The organism is Amycolatopsis sp. NPDC104819 (assembly GCF_055583145.1).
The window spans coordinates 353,614-372,164 of record NZ_JBVJON010000006.1 but is presented as its reverse complement, the minus strand read 5'-3'; the positions used below and the strand labels follow the sequence as shown (position 1 = coordinate 372,164).

Annotated in this window: 16 protein-coding genes; 10 read left to right on the top strand and 6 right to left on the bottom strand. The window is 72.0% G+C overall.

What is annotated here, in order from left to right:
• The first annotated feature begins 14 nt into the window (after positions 1-14).
• The gene (gene asnB / locus ACZ63E_RS21195) at positions 15-1,844 is read left to right on the top strand and encodes an asparagine synthase (glutamine-hydrolyzing) (protein WP_465337850.1); all 1,830 of its coding nucleotides are present in this window, start codon (positions 15-17) and stop codon (positions 1,842-1,844) included.
• 57 nt (positions 1,845-1,901) lie between these two features.
• On the opposite strand, the gene ACZ63E_RS21190 is transcribed toward asnB, so the two are convergent.
• Genes ACZ63E_RS21190 through ACZ63E_RS21180 form a run of 3 tightly spaced genes read right to left on the bottom strand, consistent with a single transcriptional unit; the run spans position 1,902 to position 5,520 of the window.
• On the bottom strand, positions 1,902-3,173 hold the full coding sequence (locus ACZ63E_RS21190) for a lysine N(6)-hydroxylase/L-ornithine N(5)-oxygenase family protein (protein WP_465337849.1): 1,272 nt from the start codon (positions 3,171-3,173) through the stop codon (positions 1,902-1,904).
• Entirely contained in the window at positions 3,170-4,207 is a 1,038-nt protein-coding gene (locus ACZ63E_RS21185) for an OsmC family protein (protein WP_465337848.1), read from the bottom strand. The genes ACZ63E_RS21190 and ACZ63E_RS21185 overlap by 4 nt, the downstream gene beginning before the upstream one ends.
• Positions 4,204-5,520 (bottom strand): trans-sulfuration enzyme family protein, encoded by a 1,317-nt coding sequence (locus tag ACZ63E_RS21180; RefSeq protein WP_465337847.1) that lies wholly within the window; start codon positions 5,518-5,520, stop codon positions 4,204-4,206. The genes ACZ63E_RS21185 and ACZ63E_RS21180 overlap by 4 nt, the downstream gene beginning before the upstream one ends.
• Positions 5,521-5,705: 185 nt before the next feature.
• On the opposite strand from ACZ63E_RS21180, the gene ACZ63E_RS21175 reads away from it, so the two are divergent.
• From ACZ63E_RS21175 to ACZ63E_RS21155, 5 genes are all read left to right on the top strand, one after another.
• Positions 5,706-6,464, top strand: coding sequence for a class I SAM-dependent methyltransferase (locus ACZ63E_RS21175; protein ID WP_465337846.1), 759 nt, complete (start codon positions 5,706-5,708; stop codon positions 6,462-6,464).
• Positions 6,465-6,540: 76 nt separating this feature from the next.
• The gene (locus ACZ63E_RS21170; protein ID WP_465337845.1) at positions 6,541-7,884 is read left to right on the top strand and encodes a DUF6002 family protein; all 1,344 of its coding nucleotides are present in this window, start codon (positions 6,541-6,543) and stop codon (positions 7,882-7,884) included.
• Entirely contained in the window at positions 7,884-9,053 is a 1,170-nt protein-coding gene (locus tag ACZ63E_RS21165; RefSeq protein WP_465337844.1) for a hypothetical protein, read from the top strand. The genes ACZ63E_RS21170 and ACZ63E_RS21165 overlap by 1 nt, the downstream gene beginning before the upstream one ends.
• Positions 9,053-9,571 carry a hypothetical protein gene (locus tag ACZ63E_RS21160; RefSeq protein WP_465337843.1) on the top strand — a complete coding sequence of 173 codons (519 nt, stop codon included), beginning with the start codon at positions 9,053-9,055 and terminating at the stop codon, positions 9,569-9,571. Before ACZ63E_RS21165 ends, ACZ63E_RS21160 begins: the two co-directional genes overlap by 1 nt.
• The gene (locus ACZ63E_RS21155; protein ID WP_465337842.1) at positions 9,568-10,134 is read left to right on the top strand and encodes a thiamine pyrophosphate-dependent enzyme; all 567 of its coding nucleotides are present in this window, start codon (positions 9,568-9,570) and stop codon (positions 10,132-10,134) included. Before ACZ63E_RS21160 ends, ACZ63E_RS21155 begins: the two co-directional genes overlap by 4 nt.
• Positions 10,135-10,513: 379 nt before the next feature.
• Here the strand turns inward: ACZ63E_RS21155 and ACZ63E_RS21150 are convergent, their stop codons facing one another.
• From ACZ63E_RS21150 to ACZ63E_RS21140, 3 genes are all read right to left on the bottom strand, one after another.
• A complete protein-coding gene (locus ACZ63E_RS21150) occupies positions 10,514-11,737 on the bottom strand; it encodes an HRDC domain-containing protein (protein ID WP_465338095.1) in 1,224 nt (407 codons plus the stop codon).
• Between the two features lie 97 nt (positions 11,738-11,834).
• Complete coding sequence (locus ACZ63E_RS21145) at positions 11,835-12,551, bottom strand: response regulator (RefSeq protein ID WP_033261886.1); 717 nt, start codon at positions 12,549-12,551, stop codon at positions 11,835-11,837.
• Positions 12,552-13,298: 747 nt separating this feature from the next.
• Entirely contained in the window at positions 13,299-13,862 is a 564-nt protein-coding gene (locus ACZ63E_RS21140; RefSeq protein ID WP_465307285.1) for a DUF3000 domain-containing protein, read from the bottom strand.
• Positions 13,863-13,950: 88 nt separating this feature from the next.
• On the opposite strand from ACZ63E_RS21140, the gene hemE reads away from it, so the two are divergent.
• The 4 genes from hemE (at position 13,951) to ACZ63E_RS21120 (ending at position 18,521) form a co-directional block, all read left to right on the top strand.
• The gene (hemE, locus tag ACZ63E_RS21135) at positions 13,951-15,021 is read left to right on the top strand and encodes a uroporphyrinogen decarboxylase (RefSeq protein WP_465337841.1); all 1,071 of its coding nucleotides are present in this window, start codon (positions 13,951-13,953) and stop codon (positions 15,019-15,021) included.
• Positions 15,018-16,418, top strand: coding sequence for a protoporphyrinogen oxidase (hemG, locus tag ACZ63E_RS21130; RefSeq protein ID WP_465337840.1), 1,401 nt, complete (start codon positions 15,018-15,020; stop codon positions 16,416-16,418). Before hemE ends, hemG begins: the two co-directional genes overlap by 4 nt.
• A 73-nt stretch (positions 16,419-16,491) precedes the next feature.
• Positions 16,492-17,184 carry a hydrogen peroxide-dependent heme synthase gene (gene hemQ / locus ACZ63E_RS21125; protein ID WP_465307280.1) on the top strand — a complete coding sequence of 231 codons (693 nt, stop codon included), beginning with the start codon at positions 16,492-16,494 and terminating at the stop codon, positions 17,182-17,184.
• A gap of 8 nt (positions 17,185-17,192) precedes the next feature.
• Positions 17,193-18,521, top strand: a complete 1,329-nt coding sequence (locus ACZ63E_RS21120) for a CoA transferase (RefSeq protein WP_465338094.1) — start codon at positions 17,193-17,195, stop codon at positions 18,519-18,521.
• The last annotated feature ends 30 nt before the right edge of the window (positions 18,522-18,551 follow it).

Here is an 18,551-nt window from a genome sequence, read left to right as displayed (position 1 = left end):
AAGGGGACCACCTGATGTGTGGCATTGTCGGCTGGCTGGACTTCACCCGGGACCTCCGCGGTGAGCAGGACGTGCTCGACACGATGACCGACACCATGGCCCTGCGCGGGCCGGACGACCGCGGCACGTGGCTGGGCCCGCACACCGGGCTCGGGCACCGGCGGCTGGCCGTGATCGACGTGGCGGGCGGCGCCCAGCCGATGACCGCCGAGTCCGGTCGCCGGGACGCGCCGGTGGTGCTGGTCTACTCGGGCGAGGTCTACAACTTCCGCGAGCTGCGCGGTCAGCTCACCGGGCTGGGCCACCACTTCGCGACGCGCTCGGACACCGAAGTCGTGCTGCGCGCCTACCAGGAGTGGGGCGCCGGGTGCGTCGAGCGGTTCAACGGGATGTTCGCCTTCGCCGTCTGGGACGCCGACCGCGAGGAGCTGCTGCTCGCCCGCGACCGGCTCGGCATCAAGCCGCTCTACTACGCGCCCACACCCGGCGGGGTGCTGTTCGCGTCCGAGCCCAAGGGCATCCTGGCGAACCCGGCGTTCAGCGCGGGCGTTTCGCTGGCCGCGTTGCCGATCCTGTTCAACCCGCGGTTCGCGCTGCCGGGTGAGACGGCGATCGACGGCATGCGCGAGGTCAAGCCCGGTCACGTCGTCCGGATCGACCGGCGCGGCTGCCACGAGTCCCCGTACTGGCGGCTGGTCAGCCACGAGCACCCCGACGACCTCGGCACGACCGTGAGCACCGTGCGGGAGCTGCTGGAGGACATCGTCGAGCGCCAGCTGATCGCCGACGTGCCGCGCGCGTCGATGCTCTCCGGCGGGCTGGACTCCAGTGCGATCGCGGCGCTGGCGGCCCGCAGCCTCAAGCGGTCCGGCGAGGGCCCGTTGCTCACCTACTCGGTCCGGTTCGACGGCGAGGAGGAGCACTTCCGCTCCACGCAGCTGCGCCCCGAACGGGACGCGCCCTACGCGGCGATGGTCGCCGAGCACATCGGCTCCGAGCATGTGGAGGTCGTGCTGAAGGCGCGCGACGTCGCCGAGGCGATCCCGGCCGCCCGCCGCGCCCGCGACCTGCCGAGCATCGGCCAGTTCGACACGTCGATGTACCTGATGTTCGCCGCGCTGCGCGAGCGGTCCACCGTCGCGCTGTCCGGTGAGGCGGCCGACGAGGTCTTCGGCGGCTACCCGTGGTTCCACGACTCGGACACGGTCTGGCGCGAGAAGTTCCCGTGGCTCGGCGACGCGCCCCAGCTCACGGAGTACCTCACCGCGGACGCCCGCGCGGCCCTCCGCCCGGACGCGCAGACCGCGGACCGCTACGCGACCCTGCGCGCCCAGGTGCCCCGCCTGCCCGGCGAGGACGGCCTGAACGCCCGCATGCGCGAGGTGCTGTTCTACAGCCTGCACGGGCCGTTGCTGATGCTGCTGGACCGCAAGGACCGGATGAGCATGGCGGTCAGCCTGGAGGTGCGCGTGCCGTTCTGCGACCACCGGCTCCTCGAGTACGTCTGGAACGTGCCGTGGGAGATGAAGGTCGCCGACGGCCGCGAGAAGAGCCTGCTGCGCATGGCGGTCCAGGACCTGCTGCCGGACCCGGTGCTCTACCGGCCGAAGAGCGCGTACCCGGCGATGCACGACCCCGAGCACGACGTCGCCGTCCGGGACGCCGCGCGGGCGTTGCTGGACGACTCGGCGTCCCCGCTGCGGGACCTGCTCGACCCGGCGGCGCTGCGCGAGCTGGCCGGGAGCGACTCGCGGACGATGACCCACGCCGGCACCGCCCACATGCTGATCCCGGTGGTGGAGCTGGACGTCTGGCTGCGCGACCAGGGCCTGACGATCCGCTGATCCACGGCGAAACCGCCGTCCGGAAGGAAATCTCCGGACGGCGGTTTCGTCGTGGGCTCAGGCGACCGACAGCGTGATGTCCTCGTCCTTGAGCGAATAGACCTCACGGCCCAGCAGGCTGTTGAGGATCGTCGCGCTGCGCCAGGACGCCAGGCTCAGGTTGGGATCCCCGACGCCGTGGGTGCGCCGGGCGCCGTTCTGGACGTAGATGCGGTTCGTGTCGGGGCCGTCCCAGCGCACCCGGTAGTCCCGCTCCACCTCGTACGCGCCGTCGAGGATCGGAAGACGGCCGCCCAAGGGCTCCATGAATCTCGGCAGCTCCGCGCGGAACCCCGTCGCGAGGACCACGAGGTCGGCGGTCACCTCCTGCTCGGCGCCGGTCACCGTGTCCCGCAGCGAACCGTGGAAACCGCCGGGCCTCTCGGCCAGGTCCGCCAGCTCCACGCCCGCCAGCAGCCGGTGGTCGAACGGCTCGGGCAGCAGGTAGTCGATCTCGTACAGCCGTTTGTAGACCTGTGCCAGCAGGTCCTGCGTGATGCCCCGGATCGCGCCCAGCTGCTTGCGCGACAGGCGCGAGCGCTGGTCCGCGGACAGGCCGTGGAAGTACTCGACGTAGCTCGGGTTGAACCACTCGTTGGCGAACGGCGAGTCGTCCAGCGGCGAGAGGCCCTCACGGCCGGCCACCCAGGTCAGCCGGCGGGGCAGGCCGGTGCGGCCGGAGATCAGGTCGAGCGCGACCTCCGCGCCGCTCTGCCCGCCGCCGACCAGCAGGACGTCCTTGCCCTCGACCGGGAGGCCGCGGTCGAGGTGGCGCGAAGCGTGCCACAGCGCCGGGTTCTCGATCTTCCGCGTGAACGGCGGGAAGCACGGCACCTGGCCCACGCCGAGCACGAGGTGGTCGGCCGACCACCGGCCCCGGCTCGTCTGCACGACGAACCGGGCGCCGTCGTGCTCGACCGCCTCGACGGTCTCGTCGAGGTAGGTGCCGAGCAGCTGCGCCGCCCACGTGAAGTACTGGTCGAACTCCTTGCGGCTGACGAACTGGGGGTTCGCGATGAGGTGCCGGTACAGCCGCCCCTGCTCGTGCAGGAAGTTGAGGAAGCTGAACCGGCTGCGCGGGTCGACCAGGCTGACGAGGTCCTTGACGCTGCTGACCTGCAGCCGCGAGTTGTCCCACAGCAGGCCCGGGTGCCACGCCACCGACGTCCGGGACTCCAGCACGGAGACGGCGCAGTCGCCGATCGGCTCGGCCAGCGCGGCCAGGCTGAGGTTGGCGGGGCCGCCCCCGACCGCGAGCACGCCGGTCGAGCGGTGCCTGGCCGAGCTCACGACGCGCTCCTGCCCCGCTGCCACGTCGGGGCTCGGTAGACCGGCGGCTGCAGCGTCACGCCCACGGTCTGGCGGTCGCAGATGAGGCTTCGCACCTCCGAGCGGACGACGGCCTCGTGGGCGAGCTCCCGCAGGGCCGGGTCGAGGATCCCCGGGGCCGTGATGGCGCACTGCACTTCCTGCATGTGCACGATCGCCTCGGGGTCGGAGTTGAGCAGCCCGCGGATGTCGACCTTGCCGTCGGTGACGACGTGCCATTCGAGCTGCTCGCCGAGCCGTTCGCGCGACAGCTGCCCGAGGTGCGCCGCGATGTCCGCGGCCAGGCCCATCAGCAGGTGCTCCTGCGGGTTGGGGCCCCAGTCGACGCCGGTGAGCTGCTTCGGCGAGTCGATCCGCACGGTGACGCCGTCCCCGTCGGCGGGGTAGGACTCCAGCTGCACCCCGCTGATCCAGCGCACGCGCCGGGCCGCCACCGGGCGGCGGATCCGGGCGGTGGCCTCGGCGCCGGCGATCGTCTCCGTCTCGGCACCACCCTTGGGGTCCACATACGACACTTCGAGCGGGACGACCGCGGTCAGCGTCTTGTGGTTCGGGCTGAAGTTCTCGACCTTGCGCAGCAGCTGGTCGATCAGCGCGTCCTGGTCCTGGACGCCGACCTCGAACCGGCAGTCGATCCCGTTGCCGCTCTCGATGTGCAGCTCGAGGGTGTCGAACACAACCCCCTGCGCGCTCCCGCCGCCGACCATCGTCTTCAGCGAGCACGAGCCGACCCCGGTCAGCGCCAGGTCGATCGGCGTCGGCGCCCCGGTGGGCGGCAGGCCGTCCGCGTCGCGCCATTCGTCGTCGCTGAGCTCGAACGCGAACTTCCGGGTGGACTTGACGCTGCCGAGCACGGCCGCGCCGTTCGACGCCGAGAGGCCCCGGCGGGGGGAGTAGCGCGCCTTGCCGCGGTAGCAGTACCAGGCTTCCGAGACGTCTTCCCGGGTTTCGTGGACGACCTCGCTGAATCCCGCGGTGTTGAAGCTGTTCCTCATCGCACACCTTCCTCGGGCAGCGCGTCGAGCGCGTGGGCGAGATCCTCGATCAGGTCGCGGATGTTCTCGATGCCCGCGGACAGCCGGACGAGTCCCGGGTTGATCCCGATCAGCGCCATCTGCCGCGAGGTCAGCGAACTGTGCGAGGTGTTGCTCGGCATGCTCACGAGCGATTCGACCCCGCCGAGGCTCGTGGCGACGTAGGGGATCTTCAGGTTCCGCATGAACGCCAGCGCGGCCTGGTCGCCGCCCTTGACCTCGAAGCTGACCATGCCGCCGTAGCCCGCGTAGTCCGCGCGCCGCAGGTTCGCGTAGCGGTCGCCGCCGAGGTCCGGGTGGTGGACGTCGGCGATCCGGTCGTGGCCGGCCAGGAACTTCGCGATCTCACGCGCGTTTTCGTTCTGGGTCCGGATGCGCAGCGGCAACGTCTTGAGCCCGCGCTCCAGCAGGAAGCAGCAGAGCGGTTCGAGCGTGCCGCCGAACCGCAGCGCCTGCGCCCAGATCCGGTCGAGGAACTTGCGCCGCCCGACCACCGCGCCCGCGGTCAGGTCGCTGTGCCCGGCGAGGTACTTCGTCGCGCTGTGCACGACGATGTCCGCACCCTGTGCCAGCGGCTGCGACATCACCGGGGTCAGGAAGGTGTTGTCCACCACCAGCAACGCGTTGGCCTCTCGGGCGACCTGGGCGATCTCGCGGATCGCGGGCGCCTTGAGCAGCGGGTTGGTCAGCGTCTCGAAGAACAGCAGCTGGGTCTCTTCGCGGACCGCGGCGCGGACGGCGTCGACGTCGGTCGGGTCGACGAACGTCACCTCGCGCCCGGCCGAGGGCATGTCCTCGCGCAGCAGGTTGTAGGTGCCGCCGTAGACGTCGTAGGCGGAGATGATGTGGCTGCCCGAGTTCGTCAGCGCGTAGATGGTGCTGGCGATCGCGCTCATCCCGGACGAGGTCACCAGCGCGCTCTCGGCGTTTTCGAGCGCGGCGATCTTCTCCTGCACCGACCACTGCGACGGGTTTCCGTAGCGGGTGTAGATCGGGACGTCGCGCAGCGCGCCGTCGGAGAACGCGCCGTAGCTGGCGTCGTCGAGCAGGAACGTGCTCGTCTGGAAGATCGGCGTGCCGACGCTCCCGGTGACCGGGTCCTCGTAGGTCCCGGCGTGCACGGCGAGGGTCTCCGGCGAGATCTCCCGGGGCAGGACCCGGTGCTGGGGCGAGACCGGACCCGCGCTGCGCCGCCGGGTCAGCTCGCCGAACCAGCCCGCCTCGGCTGTGCGGCCCTCCTCGAATCCCTTGGCTGTCCGCTCTGTTTGAGCCACTCTGTCCCCTGGTGTCGGATCGCGGTGACGACTGAACCCGGCTCGAACATCAGTCGAAACCATCTTCCGATCCGCGGTGATCCACGGGCGTCTTCTGCCCTGCTCGCCGTTCTTCCGGACTGCGCTGCGACCTTGCCACGACGGGAGATGCGCCGCGGGCGGGAGGCGGCGAACAATTCCGGGGCATGTACACCGAATCCGCGTCCTGGTACGACCGTCTGCACCGCAACAAGGACTACGCCGCGGAGTCGCGGCAGATCGTCGAGCACGTGCGCCGGAACCACCCGGGAGCGCGGACCCTGCTCGACGTCGCCTGCGGCACCGGTGGCCACCTGCGGCACCTGGGCGAGCAGTACTCCTGCGAAGGCGTCGACGTCGAGCCCGGCCTGCTCGAGGTCGCGCGCGACCGGCTGCCCGGGATCCCGTTCAGCGAAGGGGACATGACCGACTTCGACCTCGGCCGCCGCTTCGACGTCGTCACCTGCCTGTACAGCGCGATCGCGTACGTGCAGACCGTCGAACGCATGCAGGCCGCGATGCGGTGCCTCGCCCGGCACCTCGCACCCGGCGGTGTCCTCGTGGTCGAGCCGTGGATCCAGCCGGACATGATCGTCGACCAGGAGGAGAACTGGGTCGACGGCAGCAGCGCGGTCGTGGTCATCGAGGACCCCGACATGAAGCTGGTGCGGGTGCGGATCTTCCGGGTGCACGGTCAGCTGACCGAGCTGATCATGCACTACGTCGCCGCGCAGGACGGCGAGATCACCGCGCGCACCGAACGCCACAAGGTCGCGATGTTCACCCGGGAGGAGCTCATCGAGGCGGCCGCGCTGGCCGGCGTCGAAGCGACCTGGGACACCGGCGGCCTGACCGGACGCGGGCTGCTGGTCGGCGTCCGCACCGGCGCCGCAGCCGAAGAGACGCGGTCGCGGTCGGTCGCCTGAAACCATCGGTGCCCGGGAAGCTCCGCGTACCCCCGGTGGGAAGAAGGCGACTCGTGACTGGCGACCAGGGACGGCCATGACTGCGGACATCATCGAAGGCGTGAACACCCTGACGGCGTTCGAAGACCGGCTCCGGCTGGCCCTGGACCGCTGCCAAGCCGAAAGCGCCCCCTCCGGGGCGTTCAACCCGGGCTTCGAGCTCCCCGTGGTGGACTCGAAGCTCCGGGACTTCTTTTCGGTGGCGGAAATCGGCTTCACCGAGCTGGGCGCGCACCACGGTTCGCGGCTGGTGCTGCTCGACATGATGCGCAACCCCGGGACGCGCACGACGAAGACGTTCGGCTCGCTCGTCATGGTCGCCCGCGCGGTCCGCTACATCCGCGAGACCGGCGAGCGCGTGATGATCCTGACGCCGTCGTCGGCCAACAAGGCGACCGCGTTGCGCGACGCGGTCCTGCGGGCGCACCGGGCCGGGCTGGTCACCCCGGAGGAGCTGCAGATCGTCACGCTGGTGCCCGACGTCGCGCGCGGCAAGCTCTGGTCCTCGGCGCTCACCGCCGACCCGGACCTCGCGGCCCGCAACCCGATGTGCGTGCGGCACTGCGACGTCCCGGCCGACGTCAAGCTGACCGCGACCGAGGCCTTCCCCGAGGCGGCGGCCGAGCTGAAGTCCGGGTTCGGCGTCAACCTCTGGTACACCCTCGACCTGGCCAACTACCGCGGCGCCGACGCCGCCCGCGCGTTCGCGGAACGGGAGTTCCTGCCCCAGGCGCCGGGGACCACCCGGGCGCACGCGCACTCGGTGTCCAGCGCGTTCGGGCTGCTGGGCCACCACTTCGGCACGACGATGCTGCCGCCGGCGGAGTTCCCGTCGCAGTACTTCCTCGTCCAGCACCTGGCGACCCCGGACATGGTGACGAGCCTGTACGGCACGGAAGTGCCCGAGTACCACCACGATCCGGAGACCGGGCTGTTCCGCCAGGACGCGGACCCGTGGTTCCCGGCGACGACGTTCGACCCGGCGGAGAACCTCGAGCCGACGTTCTACACCCGCTCGCCCGCGACGTCCCCGGTGATGAACGAGATCATCCGGCGCCAGGGCGGCGGCGGCATCGTCGTCTCCCGGCAGGAGTGCCTCGCGCGCTACCCGCGGATCCGGACGCTGCTGGCCGGCTCCGGCGTCCGGCTCCCCGCCGACCCGTGGAAACTGCGGGAGTGGTCGCTGGTCATGGCCCTGACCGGGGTGCTGAACGCGATCGACCGCGGCCTGCTGACCGCCGACGAAGTCGTCGTGCACGGTTCGGGGTGCTACTCCGAAGACGACTTCACGCCGATCCCCGAGCACCGGCTCCACCCGGTCGACACCGGCGCGGACCTGAAGAAGGTCATCCTCGCCGCCGCTTCGGGCGAGGCGATCTGATGGCCGCCTTTTCGCCGCGGAACATGGTGTCGCAGCTGCGTTACCGGTGGGACCACGGCACCGGCGCCTGGGCGGCCGCCCGCCAGCTGGTGGACACCTCGCCGTTCGCCGAGCGGCTGGACGGCCTGCTGGTCCGCGAAGAGCCGCGGCTCGCCGTCGGGTACCGGGGCTTCCCCGCGGGCGGGCGGCACGTGCTGCCGTTCCTGCGCGAGCAGCTGGAGCGCACCTGCGAGGACATCACCCAGACCGAGCGGCGCGGCCGCCGTTTGTCCACAGTGGACGCCGACATCGTGTTCACCGGCTGCGGCAGCCGTCAGGCCGCCGCGCTGCCGCAGGCCAACTCGCTCGTGCTGCCGTTCCGGATCCAGCAGATCCTCGAGGTGCTGCCGGACATGGAGGCCATGTCGAAGAAGGTCTCCCGCAACGAGCGCAAGCAGTTCGCCAACCTGCGCGCCAAGAACGACTGGGCGTGGGAACGCGGCCACACGATGGCGGACCTCGAGTTCTTCTACGAGCGGATGCACCTGCCCACCATGGGTTTCCGGCACGGCAAGGCGACCCGCAGCGCTGACTGGGACACCGCGGTGAACTGCCTGTTCCAGCGCGGCGCGCTGTTCTTCGTCACCGAAGGCGGCAAGCGCGTCGCCGGGGTGCTGGTCCGGCTCGACGACGACCGCCGCATCCTGCGCGCGCGGCTGCTCGGCGTGCTCGACGGCGACGAGACGCACTACCGCAGTGGCGCGGTCAAGGCGCTCTGGTACCTGGGCATGGAGTGCTCGGTCGGCCACGAGAAGATCCAGCAGATGGACATGTCGGGCGGCGAGCCGTTTCCCGGCAAGGGTGTCTTCCAGTTCAAGCGGCGCCTGCACCCGCTCACCGAGCTGCCCACCGACCACTTCCGCGACAAGCGGCTGCACCTGCGGGTGCTGCGCGACACGGACGCGGTCCGGGACTTCCTGGTCTTCACGCCGGTGATCGCGGTCGACGAGGCCGGGAAGCTGACCGCCGTCCACTTCGCCGACGCCGACCGGCCCCCGCACACCCGGATCGTCGGCACCGGCCCGGGCATCGAAGAGTCCCGGGTGATCGACCTCGACGAGTTCCTCGCCGGCCTCGAGCGGGTCACCACCCCCGTCGGTTTCGACCTCGACGAAGCCGAGGCCGCGTGATGACCGCCTACTTCCAGGACGTCGACGTCGCCACGGACCTGTGCGGCGAGCTGGTCACCGCCGGCTTCGGGCCGTTCCTCGGCACGCCGTGCGGGATCCTCTCGCCGATGTTCACCGCGCTGGACGAGCTCGCGGGCCTGCTCACGGTCGCCCGCGAGGACAACGCGGTGGGGATCGCCGCGGGAGCGTCGCTCGCCGGGCGGCTGCCGGTGGTCCTCATGCAGAACTCCGGGTTCGGGCAGTCGATCAACGCGATCGCCTCGCTCGTCGAGCCGTACCGGATCCCGATGCTGTTCGTGATCAGCATGCGCGGCACCGACCCGGACCCCACGCAGGAGAACCTGGTGATGGGCCGGCTCACCGAGCCGCTGCTGGCCCAGCTGGGCATCGAGGCGCTGACCCTGGACGGCGACCGGCCGCGAGGGCCCCAGGTGGAGCGGGTGCACCGGATCGTGGCGGCGGACCGCCGTCCCGCGGCCCTGCTGGTGCCCCCGGCGGTGTTCGGCTGGCGAGCATGAACAAGACGGCGGCGATCAGCGCCGTGATCGCGGCGACCACCCACGAGCCGGTGGTCTTCACCACGGGCTATTCGTGCCGCATCGCGCGCGGCATAGCGGACCGGCCGAGCCACTTCTACATGACGGGCTCGATGGGCCTGGCGTCCTCGATCGGCATCGGAGTGGCCCGCGAGACGGGCCGAACGACGGTGGTGGTGGACGGCGACGGAGCCCTCCTGATGAACCCGGTCGGCCTGGTGACGGCGGGAGCGTTGAGCGACCTCCCGCTGGTCCACGTCCTGCTCGACGACGGCAGGTACGCGTCGACCGGCGGCCAGCTGGTGCCGTCGACGCGCACGGATCTGTGCGGCTGGGCGTCGGCGTCGGGGTATGCGCGGGTCCGGAGCACGACGTCGGCGGGGGAGTTCGAGGCGATCCTGCGGGAGGAGATCGCGGGGTGTGCGGGACCGGTGTTCATCCATGGGGTGGTGACCACGGCCGATCCTCCGGTGGCGGCGCGGATCGACGCGGCGCTGGATGAGCACGCGGCGAGGTTCCGCAGGCATCTGGCTGCGACCCGCTGAGAGCGGTCGCGAGCCACACGATCCGGAGGCAGCGGTCAGGCCAAGCTGTCACCGCCAGATCGCTCTTGGCCGAGTAACGCGGGCGCAGCCGCCGACTGGCGGGTCTTGACCGATCGCTGTGGGCGCGCAGTGAGTGACTCATTCATGGCGCTGGACGCAGTGAATGAGTCATTCACTGCGTTTCAGCCATCGCCCGGCACGCCGTGGCCGCCCGGCACAAGCCGCGCAGCCGTCCGCCTGACCGCGGCCGACCGGCGCTTGCCCCGCCCGGCCCGCTCAGACGGCGGTCCGGTGCACCCGCCGCGGGCTCACCTTCGCGGGCCTGGCTGTCGCCGCCAGATCGCTCTTGGCCGATCGGCGCAGGCCCCGCCGGACCAGCTCAGGCGGCCGCCGTCGCCTGCAAAGCCTTGCTCAGGGCCGTGACGGTCAGCTCGACCTGCCACGGCCGGGCCCCTCCCGCCCTCAGGACCTCCGCGACCGTGTCCTCGTCGGTCTCGGCCGGGGGGCGCCAGCACGTGCGGCGGACCAGGTCCGGCAGCAGCAGGTTCTCCACCGGCAGCCGGCGGTCCTCCGCGATCGCCGTCAGGGCCGCGCGGGCCGCCGACAGCCTCGCCGCCGCGTCCGGGTCCTTGTCCGCCCAGCGGTTCACCGGGGGCGGGCCGTCCGTCGGCTGGGACGGCGACGGCAGCTCCGAAGCCGGCAGCGCCTTCGCGGCCTGCAGGTGCCGCAGCCAGCTCGCCGTGTACTTCCGCTGGACCCGGCCGCTGAACACCGGCAGCGCCTGCAGGTCCTCGACCGTCTTCGGGTCCGCCGTCACGGCGTTGATGATCGCGCTGTCGGGCAGGATGCGGCTCGGCGCTCGGTCGCGCTTGCGGGCCAGCTCGTCGCGGGCCTGCCACAGCTCGCGGACCGCCGCGAGGCCGCGCGGGTTGCGGATCTTGTGCACCCCGGACGTCCGGCGCCACGGCTCGGCCCGCGGCGCGGGCGGCGGGGCCGTCCGGACCGCTTCGAACTCCTGCCGGGCCCACTCCAGCTTGCCCTGGGCGCCCAGCTCCGCTTCCAGCTTTTCCCGCAGCTGGATGAGCAGCTCGACGTCGAGAGCGGCGTAGTTGAGCCAGTCGACCGGCAACGGCCGCTTGGACCAGTCGGCCGCGCTGTGGCCCTTCTCGAGGGTGTAGCCGAGCAGCAGCTCGACGAGCGTCCCGAGGGCCACGCGCTCGTAGCCCGCCAGGCGGCCGGCCAGCTCGGTGTCGAACAGGGCCGCCGGGTGCAGGTCCAGCTCGGCGAGGCAGGGGAGGTCCTGGGAGGCGGCGTGCAGCACCCACTCCAGGGAGTTGAGGACGTTCTTCAACGGCGTGAGGTCGTCCAGCTCGGTCGGGTCGACCAGGACCGTGCCGGAACCTTCGCGCCGCAGCTGGACGAGGTAGGCCTTGGGCCAGTAGCGGTAGCCGGACGCGCGTTCGGTGTCGACGGCGACCGCGCCGGTGCCCGCGGCCAGCCGCGCGCAGGCTTCGACCAGCGCGGACTGACTGGCGACCACCGAGGGTGTGCCCTCCGCGGGCTCGCGTAGCAGCACCGGGCCGCCCGTGGACTCGATCTCCATCCCGGTGTCCTCGGCCTCTGTGCTTCCCATGGTGTGCGACCCTACGGGACGGGCGTACCGCGCCTGGTGCGCCCGCCCCGCGGGGATGTCGCTCGTGTCAGCGGATGACGCCGGCCCGCATGGCCAGCGCCACCATCTGAGCCCGGTCGCCCGTGCCGAGCTTGCGCCCGATCCGGGACAGGTGGGACTTGACGGTGAGCGCGGAGAGGGAAAGTTCCTCGCCGATCTCCTTGTTGGACTGTCCGTCGGCGACCAGCTGGAGCACCTCCACCTCACGAGCGGAAAGCTCGCGCGGGGTGTTGTCGGTGCCCGCGACGCGGGTTCCGGTGGCGAGCACCGGAGCCACGCTCGGGTCGGCGTAGACGCCGCCCTCGAGCACACGCCGCACGCCGTCGGTCACGACGACCGGCGACGCGGACTTCAGCAGGTACGCCTGGGCCCCGGCCTGGAAGGCCGAGCGCACCGCGTACGGGTCGTCCGAAGATGCGAGTACGACCACGCGCGGCCAGCCGTGGCTACGGAGTTCCGTAACCAGCTCGATACCGCTGCCGTCCGGCAGTCCGAGGTCGAGGATCGCCAGGTCACAAGGCCCAGTGGCCTGTGCTCGCGCCCTCGCTTCGGCCACCGTGGCGGCTTCGTGGACGGTACCCGCACCCATCTGTGCGAGTCTTGCTGCGATTGCCTCCCTCAACAGCGGGTGGTCATCGACCACCAACACGGAAAAAAGCTCTTCCCGCGGGTGCGGAACCATGCTCGCCGGCAATGCACCGGCTGGCGTGGATCGGACGGCCTGAGAAATGCCGACGGTAGCCACGTCACTACCTCCCTGGAGTCGGTCGTGCCCCCCGACCGGCACCGGGACCTTCGGCCGTTCAGCCGCGCCAGCTTTAGACCGAAAGTGGTGTCGTCGAAGGCACTGTAGCCGCCCGGAGCCCTTCGCGGGGGGATCGAATGGGTATCTATCTCAAACGAACAGTCACTCAGTGGGTTCGTAGTAACACGATCGGGCTAGTACACGGCCGGTTGCTAACGGATAGCCCAGCGAACACGATGCAAAGAAGTTACCGGCGACCAAATGGCCGTGCAGATGAAGTGTGCAGCTGCCGGTGCGCGTAGTGACGAGGGTCCGGATGGCCGTCCCGGAGGCCCGGAATGTGGCCCCGGCCGGGGCATGATCAACTTTTCCGAAGGGCCCCGGCGGCGATTTTCGGACCGGAAACGGTGACTGTCCGTATCGCTCGCGGGCCGGTGCCGGGCCGCGCGGCGCAAGTTGATCTTGTAGCGGTGCGTGACGGCCTCTCGTTCACGAACGGGGGCACGCGCCGAGGACGTGAAACGCCCTCAGGAACAGCGCGGGTGGTCCTCAGGGGTCCGTAGTTGTCCGGACCACTTCGCGTGCGCAGCGAGGCACTCGGCCGCCGCCGGAGTGGCGCGGCCGATGTTGGACGTCGTTCAGCGGATGTGAAATTTGCTCACATCCGTACAAGAGGTGACCCGGGAGGCGACTCGCAGGCGCTCGCTGTTGCAGATCCGTGACCGATGATCGCCCGGACGCCGCGGCTCAGGAGCTCTGGCGCTGCCCGAAGAGCGTCACGCCGACCGGCGGCAGGCCCACGACGCTGGCCATCACCTGGCAGAAGGCCTGCCCGTGCGGCAGCAGCCCGGCGTCGGTCGGGGTCCACGACGCCCGCAGCTCGAGGTCGTCGGTGCGGGCCGGGCCGGAGATGTCGCCGAAGCGGGCCGACGACGTTTCGGTGACCGTGCCGCCCAGCGCCTTCCAGCTCGCGCCGGACACCTCGAGCGCGTCGGTCAGCCACGACCAGCCGACCGCCGGCAGGAAGGGATCGGTCGCGAGCTCGCGGTCCAGCTCCGCGCGCACGTACATGACGAGGCGAAGCACGCCGTCCCAGCCGTCCTGGCCGTCCGGGTCGTGCAGCAGGACCAGCCGGCCCGAGGCCAGCACGTCCGCGGGCCCGGAGACCTCGCAGCTGACCGCGTACGACCACGGCGCGAGCCGCTGCGGCGCCCGCATCGGCTCCAGCAGCACCTCCCGGCGGGGCCGGACGGACTGCAGCGCCACAACTGCTTCACGGAAGAGTTCGGGCACTGGCGTCATCGCGGTCACGCACCGACTTTAGGGCGGGCACGCCCTGTTGCGGGCGCAGGCGCGCCGATGGAACCGCGGCCCCCGGCTCGTGGCACGATTGACGGCGATGTCTCCGACCACGCCCCTGCCGCAGCGAGCCGCCCCGTCCGGCCGCCGCGAGCTGCCCGAAGCCCCCTTCCTGGTCGCCGCGCGCGGCGACCGCCCGGCCCGCACGCCCGTCTGGTTCATGCGCCAGGCCGGCCGCTCGCTGCCCGAGTACCGCGCGCTGCGCGAGGGCGTGCCGATGCTCGACGCCTGTTTCGACCCCGAGATGCTCGCCGAGATCACGCTGCAGCCGGTCCGCCGGCACGGCGTCGACGCGGCCATCCTCTTCAGCGACATCGTCGTGCCGCTGAAAGCCGCCGGGGTCGACATCGACATCGTGCCCGGCACCGGCCCGGTGGCCGCGGCGCCGATCCGCGACCTCGCCGCCGTCAAGGCCCTGCCGGAGCTGGCTCCCGACCAGGTCGCGTCGGTCGCCGACGGCGTCCGCCTGCTGGTCGAGCGGCTCGGCGGCACCCCGCTGATCGGCTTCGCCGGCGCGCCGTTCACCCTCGCCAGCTACCTCATCGAGGGCGGCCCGAGCCGCAACCACGAGCACACCAAGGCGCTGATGCACTCGGCGCCGGAGGTCTGGCACGAGCTGGCCGGCCGCCTGGCCGACATCGCGCTGACCTTCCTGCGCGCGCAGCTCGACGCCGGCGTCGACGCGGTCCAGCTGTTCGACTCCTGGGCCGGCGCGCTGTCCGAGCGGGACTACCGCGAGTTCGTGCTGCCGCACTCGGCGAAGGTCCTCGCCGGCGTGGCGGAGTACGGCGTGCCACGGATCCACTTCGGCGTCGGCACCGGCGAGCTGCTCGCCGCGATGCGCGACGCGGGCGCGGACGTCGTCGGCGTCGACTGGCGGATCCCCCTCGACGAAGCGGTGCGCCGCCTCGGCGGCCAGGCTGTTGTGCAGGGCAACCTCGACCCGGCGCTGCTGCACGCGTCCTGGCCGGTCCTCGAAGCCGAGGTCCGCCGGATCGTCGAAGAGGGCCGCGCGGCCGACGGGCACATCTTCAACCTGGGCCACGGCGTGCTGCCCGGCGTCGACCCCGAGGTGCTGACCCGCGTGGTCGGGCTGGTGCACGAGCTGTGAAGCGCGTCGCCGTCGTCGGGGGCGGTGTTTCCGGGCTGACCGCGGCGTACCGGCTGCGGCGGCTGCTCGGCGACGGCGTCGAGATCGTCGTGTTCGAGAAGACGAAGACGCCGGGCGGGAAGCTGCGCACGGCCGAGCTGGCCGGCGTGCCCTACGACGTCGGCGCGGAGGCCTTCCTGGTCCGCCGGCCCGAGATGCTCGGGCTGGTCCGCGAGCTGGGGCTCGACGTCGTCCACCCGACGGCGGCCCGCGCGAAGATCCACGCCGGCGGCGGGGTCACCGGCCTGCCGCCGGGCACGGTGATGGGCGTCCCGGCGTCGGCGGAGTCGGTGGCCGGCGTGCTGTCGGAGGCGGGGCGGCGCGCGGTCGAAGCCGAGGTGACACTGCCGGAGCTGCGGCTGCCGGGCGGCGACCTGCCGCTGGGACCGCTGCTGCGCGAACGCTTCGGCGACGAGCTGGTCGACCGGCTCGTCGACCCCCTGCTCGGCGGTGTCTACGCGGGTGGCGCGGACGGCTTGGGCCTGCGCGCGACCATGCCGGGCCTGGCCGCGGCGGTGGCCGCGGGCGCGGGGTCGCTGACCGCGGCCGCCAAAGCGCAGCTGCCCGCGAACCCGTCTTCGGCGCCGGTGTTCGGCACCGTCCCCGGCGGTCTGGGCACGGTGATCGACCGGCTCACCGAGCTGTCCGGCGCCGAGCTGCGCACCGGGCTGCCGGTCTGCGACGTCGAACGGCGCGGCGCCGGCTGGCGGCTGCGCATCGGCGCGGCGCCCACCGCGCACGCGCCCGCGGACAACACCGTCGAAGCGGACGCGGTGGTGCTCGCGGTGCCGGCCCCGTCGGCCCGGCGGCTGCTCGCCGAGCTGGTGCCGGCGGCGTCGGCGGCGTTCGGCGAGGTCGAGCTGGCCTCGATGGCCGTCGTCGCGCTGGCGCTCCCGCCGGGCACGGCGCTGCCCGAGGCGTCCGGGATCCTCATCGGCCAGGGCGAGCGAGACTCCGCCGGAGTGCCGTACGCGGCGAAGGCGTTCACCTTCTCTTCGCGCAAGTGGGCGCACTTCGGCTCGGGGCCGGTGCTGGTCCGCGGCTCGGTCGGGCGCTTCGGCGAGCTGGGCGCGCTGCAGGCCGACGACGTCGAGCTGGTCCGCGTGGTCCGCGCCGACCTCGCGCGCCTGACCAGCATCAGGGCCGACCCGGTCGAGACCCTGGTGACCCGCTGGGGCGGCGGGCTGCCGCAGTACGGCGCCGGGCACCTGGAGCGCGTGGAACGGATCGAGAAGGCGGTCGAAGGCGTGCCGGGCCTGGCGGTCGCCGGCGCGACGCTGCACGGTGTGGGGCTGCCGGCGTGCGTGGCGACGGCGGAAGCGGCGGCGCACCGGATCGCGGCGCACCTGACGGCTTGAGCCGCTCCTTCGCGTGAGTGCTCTCACCCGACCCTGGCGGCCGTGGCGGCCGTCGCGGTGACAGGATGGAGGCATGGCGCGGGTCAACTACAACGAGCTCAACGACACCATCCGGTACACCACCTGGTCGGTCTTCAAGATCGAGCCGGGGCGGCTGGGCGAGGACCGGGGAACGGCCGGGCGCGAGACCACCGAGTACCTCGACGGCCTGGAGGCCAAGGGCGTCACGGTCCGCGGTGTGTACGACCTGTCTGCCCTGCGCGCCGACGCCGACTTCATGATCTGGTGGCACGCCGAGGAGATCGAGCAGGTCCAGGCCGCCTACGCCGGGTTCCGCCGCACTCCGCTCGGCCGCGCGTCGACGCCGGTCTGGAGCCAGACCGCGCTGCACCGGCCCGCCGAGTTCAACAAGAGCCACATCCCGGCGTTCCTGGCCGGCGAAGAGGCCCGCAAGTTCATCTGCGTGTACCCGTTCGTCCGGTCCTACGAGTGGTACCTGCTGCCGGACGCCGAGCGCCGCAAGATGCTCGCCGACCACGGCAAGGAGGCCCGCGACTACCCGGACGTGCGCGCCAACACCGTCGCGTCGTTCGCGCTGGGCGACTACGAGTGGATCCTCGCCTTCGAGGCGGACGAGCTGCACCGGATCGTCGACCTGATGCGCCACCTGCGCGGCACCGAGGCCCGCCTGCACGTGCGCGAAGAGATCCCGTTCTACACCGGCACCCGCGTGCCGCCCGCCGAGCTCGTCGCGGCCCTGCCCTAGTGGACGCGATCCTGGACGGCGTCTGGCGCACCCTCACCGGGGAAGAGCCGGGACCGGTCGAGCTGACCGGCGCCGAAGACGTCCTGCCCGGCCCGTACCGGGTGGCGGCGGCCGCAACGGCCTCCGTCGCGGCGGCGACCCTGGCCGCCGGGGAGCTGCTGAAGCTGCGCGAGATCGAGCCCGGCGTCGTCACGGCGGACACGCGCCACGCGGCGGCGGCGTTCGCGAGCGAGGGCTTGGGGCACGTCGAGGGCGTTTCACCGGAGCCGGTGTGGGCGCCACTGTCGGGCAACTACCGCACGGCCGACGGCTGGGTGCGCCTGCACTGCAACTACCCGCGCCACGAAGCGGCGGTGTGCTGGGGCCTCGGAGTGCCCGGCACCCGCGAAGCCGTCGAGAAGGCGGTCGCCGGGCGGGGCGCGCGGGAGGTCGAGCACGCGGTGGTGTCGGCCGGGGGAGCGGCGGCCCAGCTGCGGTCCCCCGAGGACTGGGCGGCGCACCCGCAGGGGTCAGCGGTGGCTTCGCTGCCGTTGGTTTCGCTGGAACCGGTGGGGGCGGCGCCGAAGCGGACGTTGTTCTACTCGGACCGTCCGATGGGCGGCGTCCGGGTCCTGGAGCTGACGCACGTGCTCGCGGGGCCGGTGGCGGGCCGGGTCCTGGCCGCACACGGCGCCGACGTCCTGCACGTGGGCGCGGCGCACCTCCCGCGCGTCGAAGCGTTGGCGCGCGACACGGGGCAGGGCAAGCGGTCGACGTTCGTCGCGCTCGACACCGAGGGCGGTCGCGCGCGGCTGAAGAAGCTGATCAGCCGCGCGGACGTGCTGCTGCAGTCGTTCCGCCCGGGCGCGCTGGCCCGGATCGGCTTCGGGCCTTCGGAGTTGGCGTCACTGCGCCCGGGTTTGGTAATCGCCGATTTGAGCGCGTATGGCTGGGAAGGGCCGTGGGCCCGCAGGCGCGGGTTCGACAGCCTGGTCCAGATGTCGAGCGGCATCGCGTGGGGCCCGGACCCGGCGCCGTTGCCGCTCCAGGCGTTGGACCACGCAACGGGTTGGCTCGCAGCGGCGGCGATCATGACGGCGGTCCGCCGGCAGGTCACCGACGGAGGCACCTGGCGGGTTCGGCTGTCCTTGGCGGGCACGGGCCATTGGCTGGATTCCTTGGGGCGTAAGGATCCTGGCGCTGCTGAGGTGAACTTCAGTGATCTGCTGGAGGAGACGGACAGCGGTTACGGCCGGCTGACGCGGGTCCGGATGGCGGGAGGGCTGCCGGGAGCGGAGCCCCACTGGGACTTCGGGACGCGGTTGCCGGGAGTCGACAAACCGACCTGGACTCCCTGACACGGCGCAGCCAAGCGCGGCCCGCCCTTC

Coding starts and splice junctions, on each gene's coding strand:
- asnB (WP_465337850.1), top strand. CDS start 15: ATGTGTGGCATTGTCGGCTGGCTGGACTTCACCCGGGACCTCCGCGGT.
- ACZ63E_RS21185 (WP_465337848.1), bottom strand. CDS start 4,207: ATGAGGAACAGCTTCAACACCGCGGGATTCAGCGAGGTCGTCCACGAA.
- ACZ63E_RS21175 (WP_465337846.1), top strand. CDS start 5,706: ATGTACACCGAATCCGCGTCCTGGTACGACCGTCTGCACCGCAACAAG.
- ACZ63E_RS21170 (WP_465337845.1), top strand. CDS start 6,541: ATGACTGCGGACATCATCGAAGGCGTGAACACCCTGACGGCGTTCGAA.
- ACZ63E_RS21165 (WP_465337844.1), top strand. CDS start 7,884: ATGGCCGCCTTTTCGCCGCGGAACATGGTGTCGCAGCTGCGTTACCGG.
- ACZ63E_RS21160 (WP_465337843.1), top strand. CDS start 9,053: ATGACCGCCTACTTCCAGGACGTCGACGTCGCCACGGACCTGTGCGGC.
- ACZ63E_RS21155 (WP_465337842.1), top strand. CDS start 9,568: ATGAACAAGACGGCGGCGATCAGCGCCGTGATCGCGGCGACCACCCAC.
- ACZ63E_RS21150 (WP_465338095.1), bottom strand. CDS start 11,737: ATGGAGATCGAGTCCACGGGCGGCCCGGTGCTGCTACGCGAGCCCGCG.
- hemE (WP_465337841.1), top strand. CDS start 13,951: ATGTCTCCGACCACGCCCCTGCCGCAGCGAGCCGCCCCGTCCGGCCGC.
- hemQ (WP_465307280.1), top strand. CDS start 16,492: ATGGCGCGGGTCAACTACAACGAGCTCAACGACACCATCCGGTACACC.